General features: G+C 67.2%; 20 protein-coding genes and 1 pseudogene. 14 read left to right on the top strand and 7 right to left on the bottom strand.

What is annotated here, in order from left to right; translation table 11 throughout:
* Positions 1 to 144: 144 nt before the first annotated feature.
* From CP556_RS10115 to CP556_RS10105, 3 genes and pseudogenes are all read left to right on the top strand, one after another.
* Positions 145 to 909: a hypothetical protein gene (locus tag CP556_RS10115; protein ID WP_176548165.1), complete on the top strand. Its 765-nt coding sequence runs from the start codon at positions 145 to 147 to the stop codon at positions 907 to 909.
* Positions 910 to 1071: 162 nt separating this feature from the next.
* Positions 1072 to 2132: pseudogene (locus tag CP556_RS10110) on the top strand (glycosyltransferase family 4 protein).
* Between the two features lie 78 nt (positions 2133 to 2210).
* Positions 2211 to 2621, top strand: a complete 411-nt coding sequence (locus tag CP556_RS10105; protein WP_098725504.1) for an HIT family protein — start codon at positions 2211 to 2213, stop codon at positions 2619 to 2621.
* A 54-nt stretch (positions 2622 to 2675) separates the two neighbouring features.
* Here the strand turns inward: CP556_RS10105 and trpB are convergent, their stop codons facing one another.
* From trpB to CP556_RS25930, 3 genes are all read right to left on the bottom strand, one after another.
* The gene (trpB, locus tag CP556_RS10100; protein ID WP_098727357.1) at positions 2676 to 3827 is read right to left on the bottom strand and encodes a tryptophan synthase subunit beta; all 1152 of its coding nucleotides are present in this window, start codon (positions 3825 to 3827) and stop codon (positions 2676 to 2678) included.
* Between the two features lie 119 nt (positions 3828 to 3946).
* On the bottom strand, positions 3947 to 4930 hold the full coding sequence (locus CP556_RS10095) for a YeiH family protein (protein ID WP_098725503.1): 984 nt from the start codon (positions 4928 to 4930) through the stop codon (positions 3947 to 3949).
* Positions 4931 to 4934: 4 nt separating this feature from the next.
* A complete protein-coding gene (locus tag CP556_RS25930) occupies positions 4935 to 5072 on the bottom strand; it encodes a hypothetical protein (protein ID WP_176548164.1) in 138 nt (45 codons plus the stop codon).
* 248 nt (positions 5073 to 5320) lie between these two features.
* On the opposite strand from CP556_RS25930, the gene CP556_RS10090 reads away from it, so the two are divergent.
* Complete coding sequence (locus CP556_RS10090) at positions 5321 to 6256, top strand: phosphatase PAP2 family protein (protein ID WP_098725502.1); 936 nt, start codon at positions 5321 to 5323, stop codon at positions 6254 to 6256.
* Positions 6257 to 6421: 165 nt separating this feature from the next.
* Here the strand turns inward: CP556_RS10090 and CP556_RS10085 are convergent, their stop codons facing one another.
* On the bottom strand, positions 6422 to 7216 hold the full coding sequence (locus tag CP556_RS10085; protein ID WP_098725501.1) for a prolipoprotein diacylglyceryl transferase: 795 nt from the start codon (positions 7214 to 7216) through the stop codon (positions 6422 to 6424).
* A gap of 316 nt (positions 7217 to 7532) precedes the next feature.
* Between CP556_RS10085 and CP556_RS10080 the strand changes: the two genes are divergently transcribed.
* The 6 genes from CP556_RS10080 to CP556_RS10055 all read left to right on the top strand — a co-directional run bounded on the left by CP556_RS10080 (position 7533) and on the right by CP556_RS10055 (position 15936).
* Positions 7533 to 9173, top strand: coding sequence for a sulfatase (locus tag CP556_RS10080; protein WP_098725500.1), 1641 nt, complete (start codon positions 7533 to 7535; stop codon positions 9171 to 9173).
* A gap of 161 nt (positions 9174 to 9334) precedes the next feature.
* Positions 9335 to 9649 carry an Hsp20/alpha crystallin family protein gene (locus CP556_RS10075; protein ID WP_098725499.1) on the top strand — a complete coding sequence of 105 codons (315 nt, stop codon included), beginning with the start codon at positions 9335 to 9337 and terminating at the stop codon, positions 9647 to 9649.
* A gap of 80 nt (positions 9650 to 9729) precedes the next feature.
* Positions 9730 to 10395 (top strand): lactate utilization protein, encoded by a 666-nt coding sequence (locus CP556_RS10070; RefSeq protein ID WP_098725498.1) that lies wholly within the window; start codon positions 9730 to 9732, stop codon positions 10393 to 10395.
* Between the two features lie 107 nt (positions 10396 to 10502).
* Positions 10503 to 11882, top strand: a complete 1380-nt coding sequence (locus tag CP556_RS10065) for a WD40/YVTN/BNR-like repeat-containing protein (RefSeq protein ID WP_098725497.1) — start codon at positions 10503 to 10505, stop codon at positions 11880 to 11882.
* A 316-nt stretch (positions 11883 to 12198) separates the two neighbouring features.
* Positions 12199 to 13329 (top strand): GNAT family N-acetyltransferase, encoded by a 1131-nt coding sequence (locus CP556_RS10060; protein ID WP_098725496.1) that lies wholly within the window; start codon positions 12199 to 12201, stop codon positions 13327 to 13329.
* An 81-nt stretch (positions 13330 to 13410) separates the two neighbouring features.
* Complete coding sequence (locus CP556_RS10055; RefSeq protein ID WP_098725495.1) at positions 13411 to 15936, top strand: heavy metal translocating P-type ATPase; 2526 nt, start codon at positions 13411 to 13413, stop codon at positions 15934 to 15936.
* 3 nt (positions 15937 to 15939) lie between these two features.
* On the opposite strand, the gene CP556_RS10050 is transcribed toward CP556_RS10055, so the two are convergent.
* Entirely contained in the window at positions 15940 to 16473 is a 534-nt protein-coding gene (locus CP556_RS10050) for a TIGR03668 family PPOX class F420-dependent oxidoreductase (protein ID WP_098725494.1), read from the bottom strand.
* A 105-nt stretch (positions 16474 to 16578) separates the two neighbouring features.
* Between CP556_RS10050 and CP556_RS10045 the strand changes: the two genes are divergently transcribed.
* A complete protein-coding gene (locus CP556_RS10045) occupies positions 16579 to 17811 on the top strand; it encodes an MFS transporter (protein ID WP_098725493.1) in 1233 nt (410 codons plus the stop codon).
* A gap of 201 nt (positions 17812 to 18012) precedes the next feature.
* A complete protein-coding gene (locus CP556_RS10040; RefSeq protein ID WP_098725492.1) occupies positions 18013 to 19473 on the top strand; it encodes a lipase maturation factor family protein in 1461 nt (486 codons plus the stop codon).
* 18 nt (positions 19474 to 19491) lie between these two features.
* Here CP556_RS10040 and CP556_RS10035 read toward each other — a convergent pair whose 3' ends face one another.
* Positions 19492 to 19884 (bottom strand): thiol-disulfide oxidoreductase DCC family protein, encoded by a 393-nt coding sequence (locus CP556_RS10035; RefSeq protein ID WP_098725491.1) that lies wholly within the window; start codon positions 19882 to 19884, stop codon positions 19492 to 19494.
* Between the two features lie 59 nt (positions 19885 to 19943).
* On the opposite strand from CP556_RS10035, the gene CP556_RS10030 reads away from it, so the two are divergent.
* Together CP556_RS10030 and CP556_RS10025 are read left to right on the top strand one after the other, a co-directional pair.
* Complete coding sequence (locus CP556_RS10030; RefSeq protein WP_343124871.1) at positions 19944 to 20165, top strand: hypothetical protein; 222 nt, start codon at positions 19944 to 19946, stop codon at positions 20163 to 20165.
* A 58-nt stretch (positions 20166 to 20223) separates the two neighbouring features.
* Positions 20224 to 21474 (top strand): hypothetical protein, encoded by a 1251-nt coding sequence (locus CP556_RS10025; RefSeq protein ID WP_098725489.1) that lies wholly within the window; start codon positions 20224 to 20226, stop codon positions 21472 to 21474.
* 122 nt (positions 21475 to 21596) lie between these two features.
* Here CP556_RS10025 and CP556_RS10020 read toward each other — a convergent pair whose 3' ends face one another.
* A complete protein-coding gene (locus CP556_RS10020) occupies positions 21597 to 23039 on the bottom strand; it encodes an HNH endonuclease (protein WP_098725488.1) in 1443 nt (480 codons plus the stop codon).
* Between the last annotated feature and the right edge of the window lie 73 nt (positions 23040 to 23112).

Genomic DNA, 23112 nt, shown 5'->3' with positions numbered 1-23112 from the left:
GGTAGGGGCCGGTTATCCCCGCTCGTCACCGACCGCGATGAGTCGAGCACTCGAGCGACGAGCGCCCGGTCGGCTGCCGTGACTGCGGTCCGCGCTGCCGATGGCTGCGCTTAACAATACCGTCTCCCGTCCTGAACACGGTCGATGGCAGGTGAGACCGACTCGTCGTCGATCGGGACCGTCCTCGTGACGACCGTGATCATCCTCGCGGCGTTCGGGCTGACCGTCGCAGCCGTCGGCCCGGAGCTATTCGTGGGCGAGGGAGGCGAAACGCCCGAGGTCGACGGCGAAACGGAACCGCTGGGGGGACAGGATGCCGAGAGCGACGAGACGGGGGCTGATGACTCCGAGGACGAGAGTGGCGACCTCGAGGACGGCGAATCGGCGGACGATTCGACCGAGGAAGGCGGAACCGAGGGTGGTGACGACGGGACCGGCGGTGGGGACGAGACCAACGAAAGCGACGAGGCAGACGATGACGAGACGGACGATGGCAACGAAACTGTCGATGACGAGACGGACGATGGCAACGAGACCGAGAGCGACGAGACTGACGACGGGGACGCGACCGAGAGTGACGAATCCGAGGGTGACGAAACCGAAGACGACGCGCGGGAGGCCGAGGACGGTGACGACACGAACGAAGAGACCGTCGACGATCCGGAATCTGGGACGAGTGAGGACAGGAGCGACGACGATACGGCAACCGATGACGGCGACGACGGTGGCAGTGACAGCGAATCGGAGACCGATAGTGACGAGACCGACGACGGCACGGGCGACGACGACAGCACGGACGACGACGACAGCACGGACGACGACGATTCGGACGACACCGATGGCGGCTTCTTCGAGGGAGTCGGATCGTTCTTCGAGGACCTTCTTCCCGGCGACGAGAGCGACGAATGATCGATCCGGACCGAATCCGTCTCAGTGTGGCCGAAAACGGTCACCGATCGTCGCCTCTCCGTCGGTTTCGAGCGGCGATTGCGGACGAAACTCGCGCTCCTCGAGCCGACGAATCGGACGAAAAAAGTGACTTTATAGCCCGGGGCTACGTGGCGGCCGAATATGCGAATCGCGTTCGTCTCGTTCGAAACGGTTTATCACCGCGATACCGAGACGAACCAGCGCTTTCGAACCGTCTGCGAGCTGTTCGCGGAACGCGGCCACGACGTCCACTGTTACTGCGCCGGGTTCTGGGCCGGCGAGGAGTCGACGTTCGAGCGCAACGGCGTCACCTATCACGCGGTCTCGAGCGGCACCGAGGCCCGGAGTTCGTTCCTCCTGCGGCTGCCGTTCGTCCTCGCGGCCGCGAGTCCGGACGTGATCCACGCCAGCGCACAGCCGTCGAGTCAGGTGCTCGCGGCCAGCTGGGGATCGACGCTCGCTCGCGCGCCGCTGGTTCTCGAGTGGTACGGCGACGACGGCGTGAGCGACACGCGGTGGACCCGTCTGGCGACGGGCCGACCCGGTCGGATCATCACGCCCTCCGAACTCGTCGGGACGTGGGTCCGAGAGATTGGGGCCGACGGCGATATCGTCGAGACCGTCCCGAACCCGATCGATTGCGACCGAATTCAGCGCGTTGAGCCGGGCGAGGACGTCGACGTGATCTACGCCCGCCGGCTCGACGAGGGGCCAACCTCGAGAGCCTGCTGTTGGGACTGGCCGAACTCCGCGGCCGCGACTGGCAGGCCAACGTCATCGGCGACGGCCCCGAGCGGGATACCTACGAGCGCCTCGCACGGGATCTCCGGATCGAGGACCGCGTGACGTTCGTCGGTGACTGCGATCTCGAGGAGCGGATCGCGGCCTACCGCGGGGCGCACGTCTTCGCCCAGACCGCGGATCACTGCGTCTTCCCGACGGAGATGCTGTGGGCGCTCGCCGCGGGCTGCGTCGGCATCGTCGAGTACCACGCGAACTCGAGCGCCCACGAACTCGTCGAGGGCTGGGACCGGGGGTTCCGGACCACCAGCGAGGACGAGCTGGCCGAAGCGATCCTCGCGGCGGGGGACCTCGAGCACCGCGCGTACGACGAGGCGTTCGCGGAGTACGATCGGTCGGCGGTGGCCGATCGGTATCTCGAGTTGTATCGAACGCTACAGGACGAACACGGGCTTCTGTAGGAGCCGGTTCGTGTCGAACGCCGACGGGCGACCGTCGAGCGGAGATACCTATATGTCGGTTCGGAAGAGAGTTCGGCCATGCACGACGACTGCGAGTTCTGTCAGATCCACAGCGGTGATCGATCGGCGCACGTCCTCCGCGAAGACGAGCGAACGATCGCGTTTCTCGACCGGAATCCGGCCGCCCCCGGACACAGTCTCGTTATTCCGCGCGTCCACGAGGAAGACGTACTGACGATCGACGAATCGGTCTCGACAGCCGTCTTCGACACGGTCCGAATCGTTTCGACCGCACTGGAGGCGGCACTCGAACCGAACGGATTCAGCGTCTTTCACACCAGCGGGCCGCTGGTCGGAACCGTCGACCACGCCCACGTCCACCTCGTGCCTCGCTTCGCGGACGACGACGTGGCGCTGTCGCTGCCGCGGGATCGGCTCGATCCCGACGAGGCGGCACACCTGCGGGATCGCGTTCGGGCACACCTGTGACGGAGTCGGTCCCTCGAGCGCCGAACTGACGCTCGCCGCGCTCGGAGTCACCGCTCAGAGATCGAACTGCGCCGCCGCCGTCTCCATGTCCTTGTCGCCACGACCCGAGAGGTTGACGAGAACCGTCTCGTGGTCTCCTTCCCCGGCGAGTTCGATCGCGCGAGCGATCGCGTGGCTGGACTCGAGTGCGGGGATGATCCCCTCGGTCTCGCTCAGTTCGCGGAAGGCCGCGAGCGCTTCGTCGTCGGTGATCCCCGTGTACTCACAGCGACCGACGGCCCGGAACATGGCGTGCTCGGGGCCGACGCCGGGGTAGTCCAGGCCCGCGGAGACGGAGTGAACGTCGACATCGTCGTCGATGACGCGCGTCTTCATACCGTGCAGGACGTCGTCAGTTCCCTTCGCGAGCGGGGCCGCGTGCCGACTCGAGTCCGATCCCTCCCCGCCGCCCTCTGCACCGTAGAAGTCGACAGGATCGTCGCGGAAGGCGTGGAAGAGGCCGATCGCGTTCGAGCCGCCGCCGACGCAGGCGACCGCGGCGTCGGGGAGGTCGCCGGTTCGATCCTGAATCTGCTCGCGGGCCTCGCGTCCGATGACGCTCTGGAAGTCCCGAACCATCCGCGGGAACGGATCGGGGCCGACGACGCTGCCCACCAGGTAGTGGGTGTCGTCGACGTTTTCGGCGAAGTCCTCGAGCGCGGCGTCGACGGCGTCCGCGAGCCCCTCGTCGCCCCGGGTGACTTCGTTGACCTCGGCACCCATCAGTCGCATCCGGAAAACGTTCATCTCCTGGCGCTCGACGTCCTTCTTCCCCATGTAGATCTCCGTCTCGAGGCCCAACAGCGCGCCGACCATCGCGGTCGCGGTGCCGTGTTGTCCGGCACCGGTCTCGGCGATCAGCCGCTCCCGGCCGGCCCGCTTGGCGAGCAGGGCCTGCCCGAGACAGTTGTTGATCTTGTGCGCGCCGCCGTGGAGCAGGTCCTCGCGCTTGAGGTAGATTTCGGCGTCGTAGCGCTCGCTCAGATTCCGCGCGTAGTACAGCGGCGTCGGCCGGCCGGCGAACTCCTCGAGCAGGCCGCGCAACTCGGACTGGAACTCGTCGGTGTTCGCGACGTCGTCGTAGGCCGCCGCGAGTTGCTCGAGCGGCTCTCGAAGCGGTTCTGGAACGTGCCGACCGCCGTATCCCTCGAATTCTCCGTTCTCCATGCTGATCGATTTCGCGCTCATCACCAAGTATGTTCCGCGGTGACGGTCGCCCCCCGCGGCCGGCGGTGGAAATATCACTGCGACCGTCGACGGGACGCAGTCGGATTCGGAGCCGGCCGTCAGAACAACACCAGCAGCGCCGTCAGCGAGAGCGCACTACTGGCGAGCAGCGCCAGCAGAACGGCGAGAGCGGGCACCAGCCCGGTCGCCCTGAGATTACCGAGGCGGATTTCGGCCCCGAGACCGACGAACGCGAGCGCGAACAGCCAGTCGTATGCGTGCTCGATCGACGCCTGCTGTGCCGCGGAGAACAGGCCGGCGCTCGCGATGAGGGCCACCGCGAAGAAGCCGAGAACGAACGTCGGAAACTCGTCCCAGAGCGTCCGGAGCGAGGGGCGACTGCCGCCCCCGGATCGACTGTAGTAGCCCGCGTACGCGAGCACGACGACGCCGATCAGCACGTTTCTCGAGAGCTTCGTCATCGTCGCCCACTGTCCGGCCGCCTCAGAGTGAGCGAAGCCGACCGCGACGACGGGGCCCGTCGAGAACATGCTGACGCCGGCCCAGATCCCGAAGACCGTCCCGGATAGGTCCAGCAGATCGCCGACGATCGGGTAGACGACGATCGTGATCGCGTCGAACAGCAGGACCGTCGCCGCCGCGTAGGCGATCTGCTCCTCTCGCGCGCCGATGGCACCGGCGACCGCGACGACCGCGGAGACGCCGCAGATGCTGGCACCGGCCGCGAGCAGCGAGCCGAATCGCTCGGTCAGTCCGAAGACGTTTCGCGCGAGCAGTTCGACGAAGAGGAGTGAGAGCGCGGCCGCAACGACTACCAGGAGGAAGACCGGCCCGCCGACCGCGAGGACGGTGTCGAGCGATATCGACGCGCCCATGAGGACGATGCCGGCCCCCAACCACAGGTTGTGCGTCGCGAGACCGGGCTCGAGCCGGGTCGGGATACCGATGACGTTGGTCGCGGCGAACCCGAGCGCGATAGCGAGGAGCAGCCGGTTGAATCCGAGCGACTGGGCGAGCGCCCGCGCCAGCACCGCGCCGAGACAGAGGGCGACGAACCCCGGCAGGAGACGACGAACGGCCATCTCGTCACCGGGAGGGCTGCAGTTCGAGCGCGGCGACCAGTGCGGCGATCGCTGCCCCGACGACGGTCTTCCAGTCACGTTCCGGCGCCGGTCGGCGGGCCGTCCCGGTGCCGACGGTCGACCGCCATCCATCGATCGCCATGTGTCCGGTCTCCGGACGCCGCCACAGTTAACAGTTGCCGATCGATCGGTGATTCGGGCGCACGTTTCCGGTCCGGACGGCAGGGTCGTATATAGTAGCCACTGAAAGTCAATACACATCTGATCGCACGACTGTGTTACGACCAGTGTGTGAATCGTTTCAGTGGCTACTATAGCCGTACGCGGCGACGGGGACGCCGTCTCGCCCATCGAAACCGTTTATGTATCTCGTCGCCCGTAGTATGGGACATGTCTCGAGGGCTCGACTGGTTCGACGCGTTCCGGGAGGTCGCCCCCGAGTGGGCCATCGTCTTGCTCGGGCTGGTGACGCAACTCGGGGACGTCTGGTTTCTCGGCCTCGTCGTTGGGACCGTCTACTGGGTATCGACGACGCGCCGGGACGAGGCCGCCGCCGTGTTCGGCCTGCTGCTCGCCGGGCTCTCGCTCATCACGGGCCTGAAGCACGTCTTCGCGCTCCCGCGGCCGGAGCGGGTGCTCGTGGAGGTCGGGGCGCTTCCGGAGACGGTCCATCCGCTGTATCAGGCCACTGCGACGGCGACCGGCTACGGGTTTCCGAGCGGCCACGCACTGATGACAACGGTCGTCTACATCAGTCTGGCCGAATATCTGTCCGTCGGCACGCGTCGACAGCGATACCTCGGTGCCGCCGGGCTCGTGACCGCCGTCTGTCTCTCGCGGGTCGGTCTCGGCGTCCACTACCTCGTTGACGTCGTCGCCGGCGTCGCCGTCGGACTGGTATTCCTGCTCCTCGTCTGGCAACTTCTGGATCGCTATCCTGGACGCCGCGGCACGCTCGGATTCGGACTCGCGACGGGCCTCGCCGCCGTCGCCCTCGTGACGAGTAACACCGATCCCGATGCCGTCCTCCTGTTCGGAACGTCCCTCGGCGCGCTCGCCGGCTGGCAACTCGCCCTCCTCGCTCGAGCGCTGGACGACGGACGCGGCCCGATCCGAAGCAGCCGCGTCCTCACCGCGAGAGCCGTCGTCGTCGCCGCCGTGATCGCATCCCTCGTCGCCCTCTCGGGCTACTACTGGCCCGCGCTGGTGCTCGCCGGCAGCGGCGCTCTCGGAGTGATCGTCGCCGCATTCGTCACCGCGCCCGTGCTGTACCGTCTCCAACGCGTCGACAGTCTCCGAGGACGGGTGCCCTCGCGGTCGCGGTAGTTCGGCCGTCACTGCCGACCCGCGCTTCGCTTCGAGGCTACTGGCACGCGCGCTGTGGATGGTGGCCTGGCCCACCCCTGAGAAGCGAGTCCCTCGAGAAAGCCGCGATCAACCGCTCGAGCGGCGACCAGTTCCGCTGGCACCAGTCGCAGCCGCGAGAAGGGGTTACCGCTCGCTTTCGCCCGACTCCGTCGCGTCCGCGGCGTCAGTCTCGTTCGTTTCCGAGTCCGATTCGTCCGCGTCCGGCGGATCGACCTTCATGTGGGAGGCGTCGTCCGCGGGGCTCTCCTCCGGTTCGGTGTCCTCAGTCTGGGTCGGCTGGGCCTGGGTGGGATCCGGCCCCGTCGCCTCGCTGGTCTCGTCGGCCATCGCCGAGTCGGAGACGTCGACCTCGACCCCGTCGGTATCGGTCTTGCGTCGGGGCTCTTCCTCGTCCGCCCCGAGATCGGGTCGAGACCGGGATTCGTCCTCGTCAGGCTCTTCAGTGAAATCGATCTCGGAACTCGAGTCGTCCGCATCGTCGATCCCCGGTTCCGCCGAGATATCACCGTCGGACTGGATCTCGGATTCTCGCCCCGAATCGACGCGTTCGGCGGCGGCGCCGGCTTCGTCCGCGGTCTCCTTTCCGTCGGTCCCCGCTTCGACGTCCGGCACATCGGTCTCGGTCGCGGGCTCGCCGCTCGAGCCACGTTTGCTGAGCCCGAAACCGACGAGCCCGGTGCCGACGATGGCGAGCGGAATCGCCCGCCGGCGATTCGCAGCCATCGATCGGATCGCAGCCACTAGCGCGAGTCCGCCGCCGATCAGCGGGAGCGTCCCGCTCTCGAGCGCGTCGGCCGCCACCGAGGCGGCATCGCCGATCGGGGACTCCAGTTCCTCGAGATCCTCGAGGTCGTCGATGTCGTCGAACGTGTCCATCAAATCGTCCGTCGCCGCGTCGTTTTCGTGGTTTGTGGTCATCGGAAAGCCTCCGAGCGACAGTGCTGGTGAGCCTCGACCGTCACATCGGCTCGCTGGCAAGCCGCTACTCGGCCGGCTGGCGTGCCGCCGGATCACCAGTGATCCGCTCACGATACCTACGGTGTCCGATCGGATGAATATTCGACCGGCAGATGAATACCCGCGCCGGGAGCGGGAGTCTGCTCAGCGGGCAGCGGCGATATCGAGCGCGGCCGAAATCGACGGTTTTCACCCGAAAAGCGGACGATATCTTCGGATAGAGCCCTGCATACTCCGGCCCGGTGACCTTCCCTGCTTGCCGTGGAAGTAGTCACCAATGTCGGACTCTAACGGACGTGATGCCGAGTCATATAGCACTGTGCGGAACGTCGTCCTCGTCGTTCTCGATACGGCCCGGGCGAAAAGCGTCGGAATGCAGCCGCTTCCGACCGATCGCCCCAAGGCCGAGACCGAGGACGACGTGGCCGGCAACGAGGCGGCCACGGCCGAAGCCGATTCCGCCGGCGCACACCCGACGCCGACGCTAACGCGGCTGGCCGACGAGGGAACCGCGTTCGAGAACGCCTTCGCGACCGCGCCCTGGACGCTCCCCTCTCACGCGTCGTTTTTCACCGGGACGTACCCCTCCGAACACGGCACGCACGGCGGCCACACGTATCTCGACGACGAGCTGCGAACCCTCCCCGGGGCCTTCGCCGACGCGGGATTTCAGACGATCGGCGTCTCGAACAACACCTGGATCACCGAGGAGTTCGGCTTCGACCGCGGATTCGACGACCTTCGCAAGGGTTGGCAGTACATCCAGTCCGACGCCGACATGGGCGCGGTCGTCCGCGGCGAAGACCTCCGTGAGAAACTGACCGCGACCCGCAACCGGCTCTTCGACGGCAACCCGTTCGTCAACGCCGCCAACATCCTCTACAGCGAACTCCTGCAGCCCGCCGGCGACGACGGCTCCGATCGAGCGACCGACTGGATCGCCGACTGGCTCCGGAGCCGCGACGACGGCCGGCCGTTCTTCCTGTTCTGTAACTTCATCGAGCCCCACGTCCAGTACGATCCGCCCAGGGAGTACGCCGAGCGATTCCTCCCCCGCGGTGCCAGCTACGAGGAAGCGACCGCGATCAGGCAGGATCCCCGCGCCTACGACTGCGAGGACTACTACATCTCCGACCACGAGTTCGCCCTCCTCCGCGGCCTGTATCGGGCGGAGCTCGCCTACGTCGACCAGCAGGTCGGGCAGCTTCGAACCGCACTCGAGGAGAGCGGCGAGTGGGAGGACACCCTCTTCGTCGTCTGTGGCGACCACGGCGAGCACATCGGCGAACACGGCTTCTTCGGCCACCAGTACAACCTCTACGACACCCTGCTCAACGTCCCGCTCGTGTTCCACGGCGGCCCCTTCACCGGCGGTCACCGCGCCGGCGGCGGCCGACGACAGGATCTCGTTCAGTTGCTCGACCTCCCAGCCACGCTGCTCGAGACGGCCGGAATCGACGACCCCGAGCTCCGCGAGCAGTGGTCGAGTCGATCGCTCCACCCCGATTCGGCCGCCGAGCCCCGCGACGCCGTCTTCGCGGAGTACGTCGCTCCCCAACCGTCTATCGAGCGCCTCGAGGCCCGCTTCGGCGAGATTCCGGACCGCGTCCGGGAGTTCGACCGGCGGCTGCGGGCGGTCCGCACGGCCGAGTACAAGTACGTCCGCGGCGACGACGGCTTCGAGCGCTGCCACCGCGTCCGGACCGACCCGCTCGAGCGGACCGATATCAGCGACGATGAGCCCCAGCGCGTGCGAGCGCTTCGCAGGCGGCTCGAGGAGCGCTTCGAGCCGTTCGAGAAGACCGACGGATCGGCGGATGACTCGTCGGAGGGCGGCGCATCGGAGGACGGCGCGTCGGAGGCGGTCGAGATGCGAGCGGGGACCAAAGAGCGGCTCGCGGATCTCGGCTATCTCTGACGGGTCGCGTGGCAGGATGTGTCGTACTCGGAGGATGCGAAATCGAGAAGCGCTTCGAAGCGTGCTGACAGCGGAGATGGGTTTCAGCGACGGGACCGCGACTATCAAACGCGCAACTGTCCACCCGGATCCGTTTCCGCCCGTCGTCGGAACGTGGGGCCGTGTCCTCCGCTTCGCCTCCCGAAACGACGTCGTTCCCGTATCCCACGCAGGTCGTCTACGACGGGCGGGTCGACGAGGTACGCGCCGCCGTCGACGTCGCCCCCGCCGCCCTCGAGGACGTGACGGTCGAGGTCGGCTCGCGTCGCCTCCGGATCCGGGTCGCCTCCGACGGCGCTGACCATGACACTAACGACGACGCTGAACGAATCGTCACGCCGCTCCCGCGCGAACTCGTCTTCGGCGACGATCGCGAGGCCGTCTACAACAACGGCGTCCTCAGCGTGACCCTCGAGACCGTCGAACGCTGGCGGTAGTCCGAGCCCACTCGGCCCTCGTCGCCGGTATTCGCGTGCCCCGGTTTGATCCCGCGAGCCGTCGCATTGCCGATACTCCGATGAGCGACGACTACTACACGAAAAACGATTTCGCGGACGAACTCGCGGTCGACGAATCGCGCTTCGATCGAGACCCTGACGACGAAACGATCGAGACGGTCGTCTCGAACGTCGAGGATCGAAACATCACAGTCCACGTCGTCGACGACGGCGAGGCCGCCCGCGAGCACCTCCGCGAGCAGATTCCGGCGGGAGCCGACGTGATGGACGGCCACTCGACGACGCTCGAGGAGATCGGTGTCACCGACGATCTCGAGGCCGCGGACGGCTTCGACTACCTGGGAAACCGGATCGGAGAGATCGACGACGACGAGGAACGATCCCGAGCGCGCCGGGAGGCGACGACCGCCGACGTTTTCATCGACAGCGTCAATGCGATCGCCGAGAGCGGCGAACTGGTCGGGGCGAACGCGCTCGGCAACGCCGTCGGCGCGTGGCCCTTCGGCGCGGAGACCCTGTTGCTGGTCGGGAGCACGAACAAGATCGTCGACGACTGGGAGACGGCCGTCGAGCGCGTCCGCGAGTTCGCCTATCCGCTCGAGGACGCCCGCGCCGAAGAGGTGTACGGCCAGGGCAGCGTCGTCGGCAAGCTGGTCTCCCTCGAGTACGAGCGGATCGACGACCGGACCCAGCTCGTGTTGATTGACGAGACCCACGGGTTCTGAGGAGGTCCAGCGGGGACCGTTCGACCGACACACGCCGTCGCCGCGTGCCTGCAGCACGCTTTTTATCGCCAGTCGGATAGGTGGATTCGAGCTCTCGGATTCCACCAATGGCCACCCACGATTCGAGCACCGGAGACGGGTTCGTTCCCTTCTTTCGCCGCTACGCGAAGTCGTGGGTTCACGCGGTCGCGGCGGCCGGCATGACCGCCTTCGGGACGCTGACGATCGTCCACCGCGGGTTCGCCGTGCTCGCGCTCGCCTCCTACGTCGTGCCGCCGATCGTGCTGTACGTCCTCGAGCCGTCGACCGATCGGTCCAACGGCGATACCGCAGCCGACCGCCGGCGAGACACAGCGACCGACGCGACCGACGAGCGAGCGACGGAGGCGGGGACCGCGCCGCTCGAGCGCACCGAAACCGAAGGCGACACCGAGGCAGCGGCCACCACTGAGCCCGAGAACGAGGAGGGCACCGAACCCAGCCGCGCACCCGGCAGCGCTACTACTGTTTCGAAGGAACAGCGTCGCAACGCCGACCCGGCGACTGACCGCGAGACCGCAGCCGACCGAGCGCCCCAGGCCGAGCGATCTCGGCGCTGGGAACTCGTCGACGTCCCCACCGAAACGACGCTCCGGGACGTCTGCGTCACCGAAACGGGAGCGGTCTACGCGGTGGGCGACGACGGACAGGTCCTCGCTGCGGGCCCCGGCGACGGTGACTCCGCCGAGGGCGAGTGGACGGTCGTCCTCGAGGACGGCCCGGCCGCCGAGGGCGAGAACCTCAGCGGCGTCGACGCGACCGCTGGCGGCGAGGTCGTCTGGATCGCCGGCGATAGCGGCGCGGTCGGCCGGCTCGAGGCCGATACCGGCCGTCACACCGACTACTCGGCCCCGGCGGGAATTACCGACAACTGGCCGGGAGTCGCCGTCGCCGGTCCGAACGGCGACGAAACGATACTGCTGATCAACGGCTCCGGCGAAGTCCTCCGCGGGCGCTATCGCGACGACGAGTGTTCGTGGGACGAGCCCGTCACACCCGGCAGCGGCTCGAGCCTGAGCGGAATCGCCCTCGCCGACGCGTCGATTGGCTACTGCTGCGATACGAACGATGCTGTCTTCGAGACGACTGACGGCGGCGATTCCTTCGATCGCATCGGGCCCGTCGGGGCCGGCGGGACGCTCGAGAACCTCGCGACGCTGGGGCGGGGCGACTGTCTGGTGAGCGCCGACGATGGCGTCGTCCACCGCTACGGCGGCTCGACGTGGACGCCCGAGCGGGTCGGCGAGGAAGCTATCTGTGGCATCGCTCGCCGCGAGGGGGAAACGATCGTCTGCGACGCGGACGGAGTGATCCACGAGCGGGTCGAGGCCGAGTGGGAAGAGGTCGACACGCGTGCACCCGAGTCGCTGCTGGCCGTCTCGGTCGATGCGGACGGCGAGCGGGCGGTCGCGGTCGGCGAGGACGGGACTGTCGCCGAGCGTTGGTGAGGCCGATCGAGTACCGCACGATCGACCGGAATACGACCAATCGGAATACGACCGATCGGAGTGCGATCGACGGAACGCCGAGTCTCGAGACGGATGGAGCGACGATCGTATCGAGTTCTTGACCGCTCGAGATCCGCTGTTCGTCGGCTCGAGCGGACCGATTACTAGTCGAATCAATCGAGTAATTCACGACCTGTCGGATCGGCGTATTCAGGGCAAACCACCATTCCACTCCGACGGGAATAGCAGATTATCACGACCGCATTGCGGGACATCTCTCGGTCGACCTGCAGACAGCCGTGAAACGGCCACCACCATGAGTACACGCAAACGAACGGCGACGAGATACACCGTCCGCGCGTTCGAATCCGATGACCGATCGGCGTTCCTGTCACTGTACGAATCAGTGTTCGGCCACCAGCGGAACGCGGACTGGTTTCGCTGGAAGTTCAGCGAGAACCCGTACGTCGATCACGTCCCGATCCTCGTGGCGATCGAGGACGGCGTCCCAGTCGGGTTTCGGTCGTTTTTCGCCCAGGAGATGCGCATCGGCGGGGTCGTCCGGTCCGCGTTCCAGCCCTGCGATACGATGGTTCACCCGGATCATCGCGGGCGCGGCCTGTTCGGTCGCATGAACGAACGGGCCATCGAGCGCTACACCGACGGGGAACCGTCGTTTTTCTTCAATTTCCCGAACGAGAACTCGAAGCCCGGCAACCTGGCGCACGGCTGGCGGGAGATCGGGACGGTGCCGGCCTACTACCGGCCACAAAACCCCATCAGCGCCCTTGGGGACCGGATCAACGCCGGGCCGAGGAGAGACGTTACTGACGCCCAGCCGACTGACGACGGTCCGGCCACCGCCGTCACGGACACGCTCGAGGACGCCATCGCGACCTCCCAGCGTGCCAGCGATCGGTTGCTCGTCGAATCCGATTCCGAACTCGAAGTCGAGTACTACGAGACGCCGCCGGCAGAGACGCTCGCGGCGATCTATCGACGGTCGATTCCCGAAGCGATCCACACGAACCGGACTGCGGCGTTCTATCGCTGGCGGTTCGACAACCCCGTACACTCCTACGCGGCCTACGTCGCCCGGCGGGACGGTCACCCGATCGCCGCGCTCGTCGTCTCGAGCGGGGACGAGTACGCCCGAATCATCGACACGCTCCCTCGAACGGTCGAATCGGAACCTGCGACGCTCAACCGCCTGCTCGTCTCGGCGCTCGGCGACTGTGCGGACCGAAACTACGTCGAGGCGTTCGGGGAAACGCTGCCCGCACCGCTCCGGTTCCGGTTCTACCCCGATACCCGATTCCCGCTGTCCGCGCTGATCCAGCCGACCTCTCGGACGCTCCTCGCGCGGAATCTCGGCGACGAGATCGACCTCGAGTCGAGTTCGATCGCGTCGTGGACGTTCTCCCGACTCGATCTGGACACGACCTGAGAGAGCGAGGCGGGCCGCCGGCTGACAACGAGGCCATCGGAATCGACCACCATTATTGCCGTCGAACCCGCAGTCACTACCGTGAGCAATCGACGCGCGGGCGACGACCGGCGCGACCGCTGTCGGCTGTGTGGCTCGCCGCTCTCGGAGACGGTCGGCGAGTCTGCGGTGAGTGATTTCTGTTCGACCGGCTGTCGCGACGTCGCCGCCGAGTTCGGCGCGGGCGACGGCGATAGCGGGACCGACAGCGGTGACATGACCGACGGCGGTACGGACGATACCGATCGAGACGAAACCGTCCGCACCTTCTTCCGAGTCGACGGGATGCACTCCGCGACCTGCGAGGCGTTCCTCGAGGCCGTCGCGGAGGACCAAGCCGGCGTGAGCGACGCCGAGGCGAGTTACGTCACGGAGACGGTCCGGGTCGACCACGAGCCGGAGCGGGTTTCGACGGACGCGCTTGAGGACGCGCTGAGCACGGTCGGCTACACGGCGTACCTGCGCGAGGACGCGACGGCCGACGACGAGACCGGTGGAACGCGGCGCTCGCGGGAGATGTCCGGCCTCCGGAAGCGCCGCGCGGACGACATGCTCGAGATGCGGTACGTGGTCGGCGTCGTCTTCGGCTCCTTCCTCCTGTTGCCGTTTCTGGCCGTCCTCTATCCGATGTTTCTGACCGACTTCACCGACTGGGGCGCGCTCTCGCAGTTCGACGACGCCTTTACTGGCTTCAGCGGCCCGATGTACATGCCCCTGTTTCTGGTGATGACGGCTGCGATCCTCTATCTGACCGGTGGACCGCTCCTGCGGGGCGCGTACGTGAGCCTGAAACTCCGACGGCCGACGACGGACCTGCTCGCGGCGCTGACGATCTGCAGCGCGTACGTCTACAGCGTCGCCGTCTCCGGACTCGGACGCAACGATCTCTACTTCGATCTGACGATCGTCGTCGCCTCGATCGTGATGGGCGCGACCTACTACGAGGCGACGGTCAAACGCCGCGCGACGGACCGACTGACCGACCTCACCGTCTCGCAGGTCGACACGGCCAGGCTGTACGCGTCGGACGGCTCCACGACCGAACTTCCCGTCGCCGACCTCGAGTCGGGCGATCGGGTACTCGTCCGCGAGGGGGAGCGGGTTCCCGTCGACGGGACGCTCGCTGAGGGCGAGTGTGCGGTCGACGAGGCCGTCGTGACCGGGGAATCGCTCCCGGTGACGAAACGCGAGGGCGACGACGTAGTCGGCGGCTCGGTCGTCACGACCGACGCGGCTGTCGTCGACGTCGGCGAGCGGACGACCAGCAGCATCGACCGGCTCACGCGGATCGTCTGGAACGTCCAGAGCGCGGACCACGGCGTGACGCGCCGGGGCGACGAACTCGCCGCGACCCTCGTGCCGATCGTCCTCGCCGCAGCCGTCGTCGTCGGTGCGGGGTCCCTCCTCCTCGGTGCGAGCGGGCTGACGACCGCGCTGGCCGTCTGCATGACTCTCATGGTCGCGAGCCCGTGGGCGCTCGGCTTCGCGACGTCGTACTCCGTCGCGGCGAGCCTCGAGTCGACACTCGAGCGCGGGATCGTCGTCTTCGACGAGACGATCTTCGAGCGCCTGCGCGCGATCGACATCGTCGTCTTCGACAAGACCGGGACGCTGACGACCGGCGAGATGTCCGTGCTCGAGGCCGACGCGCCCGGCGACCTCCTGGCGGCCGCCGCGGCCCTCGAGCGGCGCGCGGCCCACCCGGCGGCGGCGGCGATCGCGGATGCGTTCGACGGAAGCGGTGGTGGCGACGGGGGCGGCGATCGCGACGACGGCGACGCGAGCGGGTCGGCTCGTGCGGACGGCGGCGCGGCCGCGGCGGGTGACCGAACGGTCCGTGACTTCCACACCCACGCGACCGGCGTCGAGGGAACCGTCGACGGTCGAACGGTGCTGGTCGGCCATCCCGACCTCTTCCGGGAGCGAGGCTGGACGCTCGGTGAGACGCTCGAGGCGCGACTCGAGCGCGCTCGAGCAGCGGGTCGGCTCCCGGTCGTCGTCGGCCGAGACGGGGCGGCGGAAGGAGTCGTGATCGTCGGCGACGAACCCCGCGAGGCGTGGGAGGAGACGATCGCAGCCCTGGACGCGGACGGGGTCGATATCGTGGTCCTGACCGGCGACGACGGGACATCGGCCGACGTCTTCGACCGGCACTCGGGCGTCGATCACGTCTTCGCCGGCGTCTCGCCCGACGGGAAGACGGCGGCCGTCAGGCGGATGAAAGGCGACGATCGGGTCGCGATGGTCGGCGACGGGACGAACGACGCGCCCGCGCTCGCCGCGGCCGATCTGGGTATCTCGCTGGGGAGCGGCACCGCGCTCGCCGCCGACGCGGCCGACGTGGCGATCGTCGACGACGACCTCGCTTCGGTCGAGCGGGCGTTCGCGCTGGCGCGGGCCGCACGCAACCGAATCAGGCAGAACCTCGGGCTCGCGTTCGTCTACAACGTGATCGCCATCCCGCCGGCCGTCCTCGGCATCGTGAACCCGCTGGTGACGACCGTCGCCGTCGTGGTCGGCACCCTCCTCATCGTCGGGAACGCGGAGCGATCGCTCGTCGACGACTGACCGTCACGGCCGCCATTCCTCTTCGACGCTCTCCTCGGGGTCCTCGAGCGCGCCCCACGAAACGGTTCGATCGACGCGGATCGAAACGATCGGCCGCTCGTCGAGGTCGTGGGCCGCGTACTGGTCGTACTTTGACTCGAGTGCGTGCACGGCTGAATGGTGTCCTGAGACCTCAGGCTCGAGAATCCGCGCGCGACCGCGAACCTGAACCCATGCGAGCCGCGACCAGTCCTCGCGATAGCGGTCGACGAGCACCGTCACCTGCGGGTTCGTCCGAATATTCCGAACACGCCGGAGGTCGCGGGTCGCTTTCGGCTTCTCGTCGATCGCCGAGACGATTCGGCCGTTGGCTCCGCCGTCAGCGCTCCGTGACTCGCTCGAGGCCGTCCGATTCGTCACAGCCGTCGGACTCGCCACCTGTGGACGCTCGAGGAGCGCGAAACAGATCGGCACCACATGCGGGCGATTCTCCTCGTCGACCGTCGCCAGCGAGCCGACGCGGGCCCGCTCGAGGAAGGCGCGTTCGTCGGGCGTCATAGCACGACGGACGAGAGACGGGCGGAAAGAACTGCGGCCGCGGACTGCGGGCAGTCGTTCCGCGAAGCCAACTTACTCGAGGCACCGCGTCCCATCCACGTTCAGATGGACGACCGGATGAGTCGGCGTCGCGCGTACGCGGCCGTCGTGGTCGGGACGGGCGGCTACACCTGCCTGATGTTTATCTGGTTCTCGCTGCCGGCGTCCCTCACGACGATCATCGACGACCTCGGGCTCTCGGGCACGCAGGCCGGCGTCGTCGCGGGTGCGGTCCCGCTGACCTACATCCCGATTGCGCTGTTCACGGGCCTGATCATCGACCGCGTCGGGCCAGGTCGGAGCCTCGCGGCGGGCGTCCTGATCTACGGCGTCGCCCAGATTGGGCGCAGTTTCGCGGCCGGGTTTCCGTCGCTGCTCGCGGCGACGCTGCTGATCGGCGTCGGCGCGACGGCCATCACCTTCGGGCTGCCGAAACTCGTCTCCGTGCTGTTTCCGCCCGACGAGACCGGCTTCCCGTCCTCGATCTATCTCGTCGGCGCGTCGGCGGGAACGGCCGGCGCGTTCGCCGTCGGGCGGCCAATTCTGAGCCCGCTGCTGGGCGGCTGGCGCGAGCTGTTCTTCTGGAGCGGGATCGTCGCGGTCGGCTACGGCATCCTGTGGTTCGTCGTCGCTCGCCGGTTGGGGATCGACGCCCGAAATCGCGCGGCCAACGACGCCGACGCGGCGGACTCGTCGCTCTCGCTCGCCGCCGTTCGTCGGGATCTCGCGCTCGTGCTCACCCACCGCGAACTACAGCTCGTAGTCGTCATCGGGACGATGTATCTGCTGATCGCCCACGGAATGCAGGGATGGCTCCCGACGCTGCTCGAGGCACGGGGCTACTCGCCGGATCGAGCGGGACGGACGACGAGCCTGCTCGTCGCCGCCAACGTCGTCGGCGTGCTGACCGTCCCCGCGGTCGCCGACCGACTGGGCGCTCGCCGCACCGCCCTGATGGTGTGCGGGCTCGTCGCTAGTCTCGGAATTTCGGGCGTGCTCTCGAGCGGCCTCGGGCTCGTGCTTCTCGGAAGCGTCCTCGTCACCGGTTTCGGTTTCGGCGGCCTGTCGCCGCTCATTCGGGCCATTCCACCGGAACTCGAGGGGATCGGCGCGCGGCTGACCGGCACGGCCGTGGGATTCATCTTCGCTGTCGGCGAGATCGGCGGCTTCCTCGGCCCGGTACTGATCGGGATGCTGTACGACCTCACCGGCTCGTACGCGCCGGGGCTGGGAATCCTCGCGACCGGCGGGCTCGTCGTGGCGGTCGCCGGCGGCGTGTTGCGCTATCGGTACGAGTGACTGCTCCGTTTCGGCCGGACCTGTTTCTCGGACCGAAATTTCGCTTGGACTCGGTCTTGCATGATATGCAACTGTTTTCCCAGTATGCAAAAGCAGTCGGAGGACACGGTCGACCGGTGAACCCCATCAAAATCGAGTACCAAGAGTCGACAGCGGACGCACGCGTCACTCCTTTGGCCGTCCACGGAGTGACGGTCGACTATGTGGCAGGGCGACGGCTACTGGCTCGTCCGGTTCGTCTTCCAGCGGGGCCTCGCGCTGCTGTACCTGCTCGCCTTTCTCGTCGCTGCGCGTCAGTTTCGACCGCTGGCGGGCGAGGACGGGTTGTTGCCGCTCGAGCGGTACGCCAACGGGGTTTCGTTCTGGGACCGGCCGAGCCTCTTCCACGTCGTGCCGAGCGACCGGGCGATCGGTATCGCGGCCTGGACCGGCGTGGTGCTCTCGGCGCTGACGCTCGTGGGAGCGCCATACTGGCTCCCCGCGGGATTCGCGACGCCGGTTTCGATGGCCCTGTGGGCCGCGCTGTGGGCGCTCTATCTCTCCTTCGTGAACGCGGGCCAGACCTTCTACGGCTACGGCTGGGAGTCGATGCTCTGCGAGACCGGGTTTCTCGCCATCTTTCTGGGGGCGGGATCGGTCGCACCGCCGTTCGTCGTGATCTTGCTCCTGCAGTGGGTGCTGTTTCGCAACATGTTCGGTGCCGGGCTCATCAAACTCCGCGGCGACGACTGCTGGCGGGATCTGACCGCCATGGACTACCACTACGAGACCCAGCCGATCCCGAACCCCGTGAGCTGGTTCGCCCACCACCTCCCGGATCGGTTTCACCGCGTTGAGACGTTCGGAAACCACGTCCTCGAGCTCCTGATACCGTTTTGCTACTTCGCACCACAACCCCTGTCGGCGCTGGCCGGGCTGGCGACGATCGGCTTTCAGGGCTGGCTGATGGTCACGGGGAACTTCGCCTGGCTGAACGCGCTCACGATCGTGCTGGCGATTCCGACGTTTAGCGACGGCGTGCTCGCGGCCGCGCTCCCGATTTCCGCGCCCGCGACCGCGCCGACGCCGCTCTATCTCGAGGCCCTCGCGGTCATCCTGGCCGTGATCGTGCTCGTCCTGAGCGTCCAGCCGGTGCGAAACATGCTCTCGGAGAGCCAGCTCATGAACACGTCGTTCGATCCGCTCAATCTCGTCAACACCTACGGCGCGTTCGGCTCGATAACGCGAGAGCGCTACGAGATCGTCGTCGAGGGAACCACCGACGAGGAACTCACGCCGGAGACGGAGTGGCGGTCATATCGGTTCAAAGGGAAGCCGACCGATCCGGAGCGCCGGCCGCCGCAGGTCGCGCCCTATCACCTCCGGCTCGACTGGCAGCTGTGGTTCGCCGCCATGTCGCCGACCCCGCGCCGGAGTCCGTGGTTCCCGCGATTCCTCGCGAAACTGCTCGAGGCCGACGCGGAGACGCTCGCGCTGCTCGCCGAGGACCCGTTCGACGGGGAGCCGCCGACACACGTCCGAGCGGTCCGGTACCACTACCGGTACACCACGCCCGAGGAGCGGAGCGAAAGCGGCCGCTGGTGGTCACGAGAGCGCGTCGGGACGTACGTGCAGCCGGTCTCGCTCGAGGAGTTGCGAGTTCGTCAGTCGCGATTTCGATAGCGCAGGTTTGGGTGTGGTTCAGCCGTCCTCGGACCCCCGACGCGCCGGCGGCGTCTTCGAGAGGTATCGGCCCCAGCGGTCACGGTTGTCCGCGACCCACCGGTAGCCGCGCTCGCGGAACCGTTCGTAGTCCTCGAACTGCCGAAGGAACTCGACGACGTCGTCGACGGGGCCGCCGACGTCGGTGCGGGTGAGCGCCTCCTCGATCGACGCGCCACAGGAGTATACCTCGTCGTCGGTCACCAGGTGCGAGCAGTCCTCGTACTCGTCGGGGAGTCGCGCACGTAACTCGTCGGGGAGGTCGCTGAAGCCGACGATGCGGAGGGCCATCCGCTCGTCGAAGTAGTCGGCCCACCAGGTACAGAAGCCGCAATCGTCGTCGTAGACGAGCGTCGCCTCGCTCTCGCTCATAGAGGGACGTGGGGCCTCGAGCTACTAACGCTTGTTCTCGGACTCGGGCACCGGGATACTTGGCTCGGGACGACGAAACGACGCCCATGGAGCGGTTCGTTCGGCTGATCGTCGCCGGCGGCCTCGTCCTCGTCGGCGCGTGCTGGCTCGTCGCGTTCGCCGACGACGGATCGGTTCCGTGGGCGGGAGGGATCGTCCTCGCGCTGCTCGGAACGGGAGCCGTCTTCGCCGGGATTACGACCGAACTCGAGCCGGGTGCGTTCGCCGTCGAGGAGGAGTGAACCGGTTCGGTCGCCCCGTCGCCAGAACATTATTGGGACGGCTGGCCAATAGGGAGCCATGAGTAGCGCGGCCCGGTCGCTCTCGGAACCGCAGGTGCTGGCCCACGCGAAGCGGCGGCTCTTTCCGGCGGACGACGAGTCGACCGCCTACGCGGTGGCCGACACCCAGTTCTCGAAAGCGGAGTGGCTTCCGGGGACCCCCGTCGATCCGGCGATTCGCGACGCTCTGGCCCCGTTTAACCACGTCCGAATCGGCGGCGGCTACCCCGATCTCGTCGGGGTTCGAACCCTCGAGTCCGATCTCCTCGCCGTCGAACGCCTCGGCGATGAGCCGCCGCTGATCGCCATCGAAGCGAAGGGGGAGACGAGCGGCGGCGTCGACACGCAACGCGGGATCGTCCAGGCCTACGATCGCCTCCACGAGGCGAACGCGGCGTATCTCGCCGCGCCGGCGGCCGCGATCTCCGAGACCGATCGGACGCTCGCGCGAGAGCTGAACGTCGGCGTTCTCGGCGTCGATTCCGCGGGGGCAGTCGAGCCGCTCGAGGTGCCCCGCGTCGTCGGCAATCGGACGACGAGCGAGGCGACGGCGCTGCGATTCCAGGCGAGCGCGCAGGGGGTCGCGGACGCGTCGTTCGGACTGAACCATCCGAAGAACTACCTCGGCTATCCGCTGGCCCACTACGCGGCGGGCGACACCGCGGCGCTACTGTCGGAGTACGACGTCGTGAGCGCCGTGAAAAGCGCCAGACAGGGTGCCGCGTTTCTGGGATTGATCGAGGACGGCGTCGGTGTCGAGGGCGTCGAACTGACGTCGCTCGGCGAGGAAGTCGTCCGATTCGCCACGGCCCGCTGTGGCTCCGCGGAGGCGGCCCTCGCGGAGTTCGAGGACTGGTACCGATCGCAAGCGCGGTTCATCGATCTCGCGCCCGCGTGGGGCCGGCTGGCCCGGCGGGTGCTCTTCGCCTATCCCGCGACCGAACTGCTGGTCACGGAGTTACAGACCATGCACGAGGACGGCATCACGGAGCCGTCACTGGTCGACGCGGTCACCTATCTGCACGAACTCCACCCGTCGCTCACCGTGGAGCTGTTCATCCGGGGAGACGATGGCGTCCGAAGCCGGGTACTGACCGAGGACGGCGAGCTTCGGCGCTCGGCGCTCGAGGACGGCTCCATCTACCACTCGCCGACGGTGTTCCAGCTGAAAGCGATGCTGTACCACACTGGGATCCTCACCGAGCGGGGAGCGGAACCCCACCGGCTCGAGCCGCTCAAGGACGTCTGGGCGCTTCGGGAGCCCGTTTGATTCGCCCCATTTCGCGACCACTATCCCGTGAACGTACGAACGAAGCCCCAGCTATCGCGTTTCCGACCGTGACTGTGCTCGACTTCGGACTGGCTGGAGCGGCCGGTACTCGTTGAACTCGATCACGGCGATTCGAACCCGTGTCGATCCCGATGGGCGGCGAGGAACGTCGCATGCGGACGGAGGTCCTCGGCGTCGGGGAGCGTGAGCGACTCGTTCTCGAGGGGTGCGAACTCCTCGTAACCCTCGAGGTCGGGGCGATCGGCGACCAGAATCCGATAATCGTCGGCCACCGCGAGCCAGCCGGTGTCGAACGCCCAGTGGTGGAGCCGACAGAGGGCGAGCCCGTTTCGAACGTTGTCGCGGCCGTTCGCCCGCTTCGGATAGATGTGTGCGGCCTCGATATCGATCACGCCGTCCGGGGATTCACGCGATTTCCCACAGATCGCACACCGGCCGTCGTAGGCGGACGTGACTTTCTTCGGAAATGCACTCGAGCGGACCCGTCGCTGGACCTCGGTGAATTCCGCCTCGTCGTCGGTGAGAGCCGGTTCGTCGGTCTCGTCGTCCGCGACGTTGTCGGACACCGATTCCGAGAACGCCTCGAACTCGGCCGGCTCGATCTCGAGTCGATCCATCGTGAACCGGTAGACCATCCGCTCGTCCAGCGAGACGCGTTCGGAACCGACGACGTCGACCAGCCCCTCGTATCTGAGTTCGTCGCTATCAGCCGGCTGGTAGAAGAAGTACACCGGGACCGTCGATCGGTCGGCCTGCTCGAGGAGCGCGCTGTTGGCACCGGTCAGCCGCTGGTCTCCCTTCTCCGGAACGCCCTCGCCGATGTAAGTGAACCGCTCACCGTCGATCTCGTCGCCGTAGGGCCCGTCCTCGCGGGCTTTCAGGATGATGTACGACAGCGCACCCTCGTCGTCCGTGCGCGGGCTGATCCCCTTGATATAGGAGCCGAAACTGGTGTCGAACGCGTCCTCGAGTTCGGTTTGCGCGTAGAATTCGCCCCGCTCGAGATGCGGGTGCTCGGACGACCGCCGCCGCGCCAGTTGCCGGCCGCTCTCAGTCAACGAGTTTTCCGGCGCAGCTCGCTCGACGTAGCCGAGGCTCTGCAACCACCCCCTGTGTTGGGCGGGGCCGGATGCGTCGTTCCAATCGAACTCGGTGTGGTCGGATTCGATCGCATCTCCTAACTCGTCGTCCGTCTTCGGTCCATCGAGAAGCGCCTCGAGCACCGTGTCGAATCCGTACACGGCGCTCGAGAGCAGTTCGTAGAGGATTTCGGGATCCGTTTCCGAGAGCCACTCGATACCCCGCGGCGTGAGTCGAACGCGCTCCGGCTCGATCTCGAGCAGCCCAATCGACTCGAGAAAGGCGAGTCGGTCGCGGATCCCCTCGTCGCTCGTCGCCCGCGTATTCGCTTTGACCCACTCGAGAACCCCTGTTTTTGTCGGATTTTCGGTGAGGACGTACGTACAGAATCGCTCGAGGACAACAGTGTAGTCCCCCGCACCGCCGAAGAACCGAACCGCAATGTTGCGTTTTTCTCCTCCCATCGATGATAGTCGGTACTGCTGACGTTGTGCGGACGCAGGGATAAAACGAGTGGCAGGAACGCGACCGGCTCGA

This window comes from Natrinema sp. CBA1119 (assembly GCF_002572525.1).
Lineage (GTDB): Archaea > Halobacteriota > Halobacteria > Halobacteriales > Natrialbaceae > Natrinema.
This window is presented reverse-complemented; position numbering and strand designations above follow the sequence as displayed.

Coding starts and splice junctions, on each gene's coding strand:
- CP556_RS10105 (WP_098725504.1), top strand. CDS start 2,211: ATGCACGACGACTGCGAGTTCTGTCAGATCCACAGCGGTGATCGATCG.
- CP556_RS10050 (WP_098725494.1), bottom strand. CDS start 16,473: ATGACGCCCGACGAACGCGCCTTCCTCGAGCGGGCCCGCGTCGGCTCG.
- CP556_RS10060 (WP_098725496.1), top strand. CDS start 12,199: ATGAGTACACGCAAACGAACGGCGACGAGATACACCGTCCGCGCGTTC.
- CP556_RS10025 (WP_098725489.1), top strand. CDS start 20,224: ATGAGTAGCGCGGCCCGGTCGCTCTCGGAACCGCAGGTGCTGGCCCAC.
- CP556_RS10065 (WP_098725497.1), top strand. CDS start 10,503: ATGGCCACCCACGATTCGAGCACCGGAGACGGGTTCGTTCCCTTCTTT.
- CP556_RS10070 (WP_098725498.1), top strand. CDS start 9,730: ATGAGCGACGACTACTACACGAAAAACGATTTCGCGGACGAACTCGCG.
- trpB (WP_098727357.1), bottom strand. CDS start 3,827: ATGGAGAACGGAGAATTCGAGGGATACGGCGGTCGGCACGTTCCAGAA.
- CP556_RS10085 (WP_098725501.1), bottom strand. CDS start 7,216: ATGACCACAAACCACGAAAACGACGCGGCGACGGACGATTTGATGGAC.
- CP556_RS10040 (WP_098725492.1), top strand. CDS start 18,013: ATGTGGCAGGGCGACGGCTACTGGCTCGTCCGGTTCGTCTTCCAGCGG.
- CP556_RS10115 (WP_176548165.1), top strand. CDS start 145: ATGGCAGGTGAGACCGACTCGTCGTCGATCGGGACCGTCCTCGTGACG.
- CP556_RS10080 (WP_098725500.1), top strand. CDS start 7,533: ATGTCGGACTCTAACGGACGTGATGCCGAGTCATATAGCACTGTGCGG.
- CP556_RS10045 (WP_098725493.1), top strand. CDS start 16,579: ATGGACGACCGGATGAGTCGGCGTCGCGCGTACGCGGCCGTCGTGGTC.
- CP556_RS25930 (WP_176548164.1), bottom strand. CDS start 5,072: ATGGCGATCGATGGATGGCGGTCGACCGTCGGCACCGGGACGGCCCGC.
- CP556_RS10035 (WP_098725491.1), bottom strand. CDS start 19,884: ATGAGCGAGAGCGAGGCGACGCTCGTCTACGACGACGATTGCGGCTTC.
- CP556_RS10090 (WP_098725502.1), top strand. CDS start 5,321: ATGTCTCGAGGGCTCGACTGGTTCGACGCGTTCCGGGAGGTCGCCCCC.
- CP556_RS10095 (WP_098725503.1), bottom strand. CDS start 4,930: ATGGCCGTTCGTCGTCTCCTGCCGGGGTTCGTCGCCCTCTGTCTCGGC.
- CP556_RS10020 (WP_098725488.1), bottom strand. CDS start 23,039: ATGGGAGGAGAAAAACGCAACATTGCGGTTCGGTTCTTCGGCGGTGCG.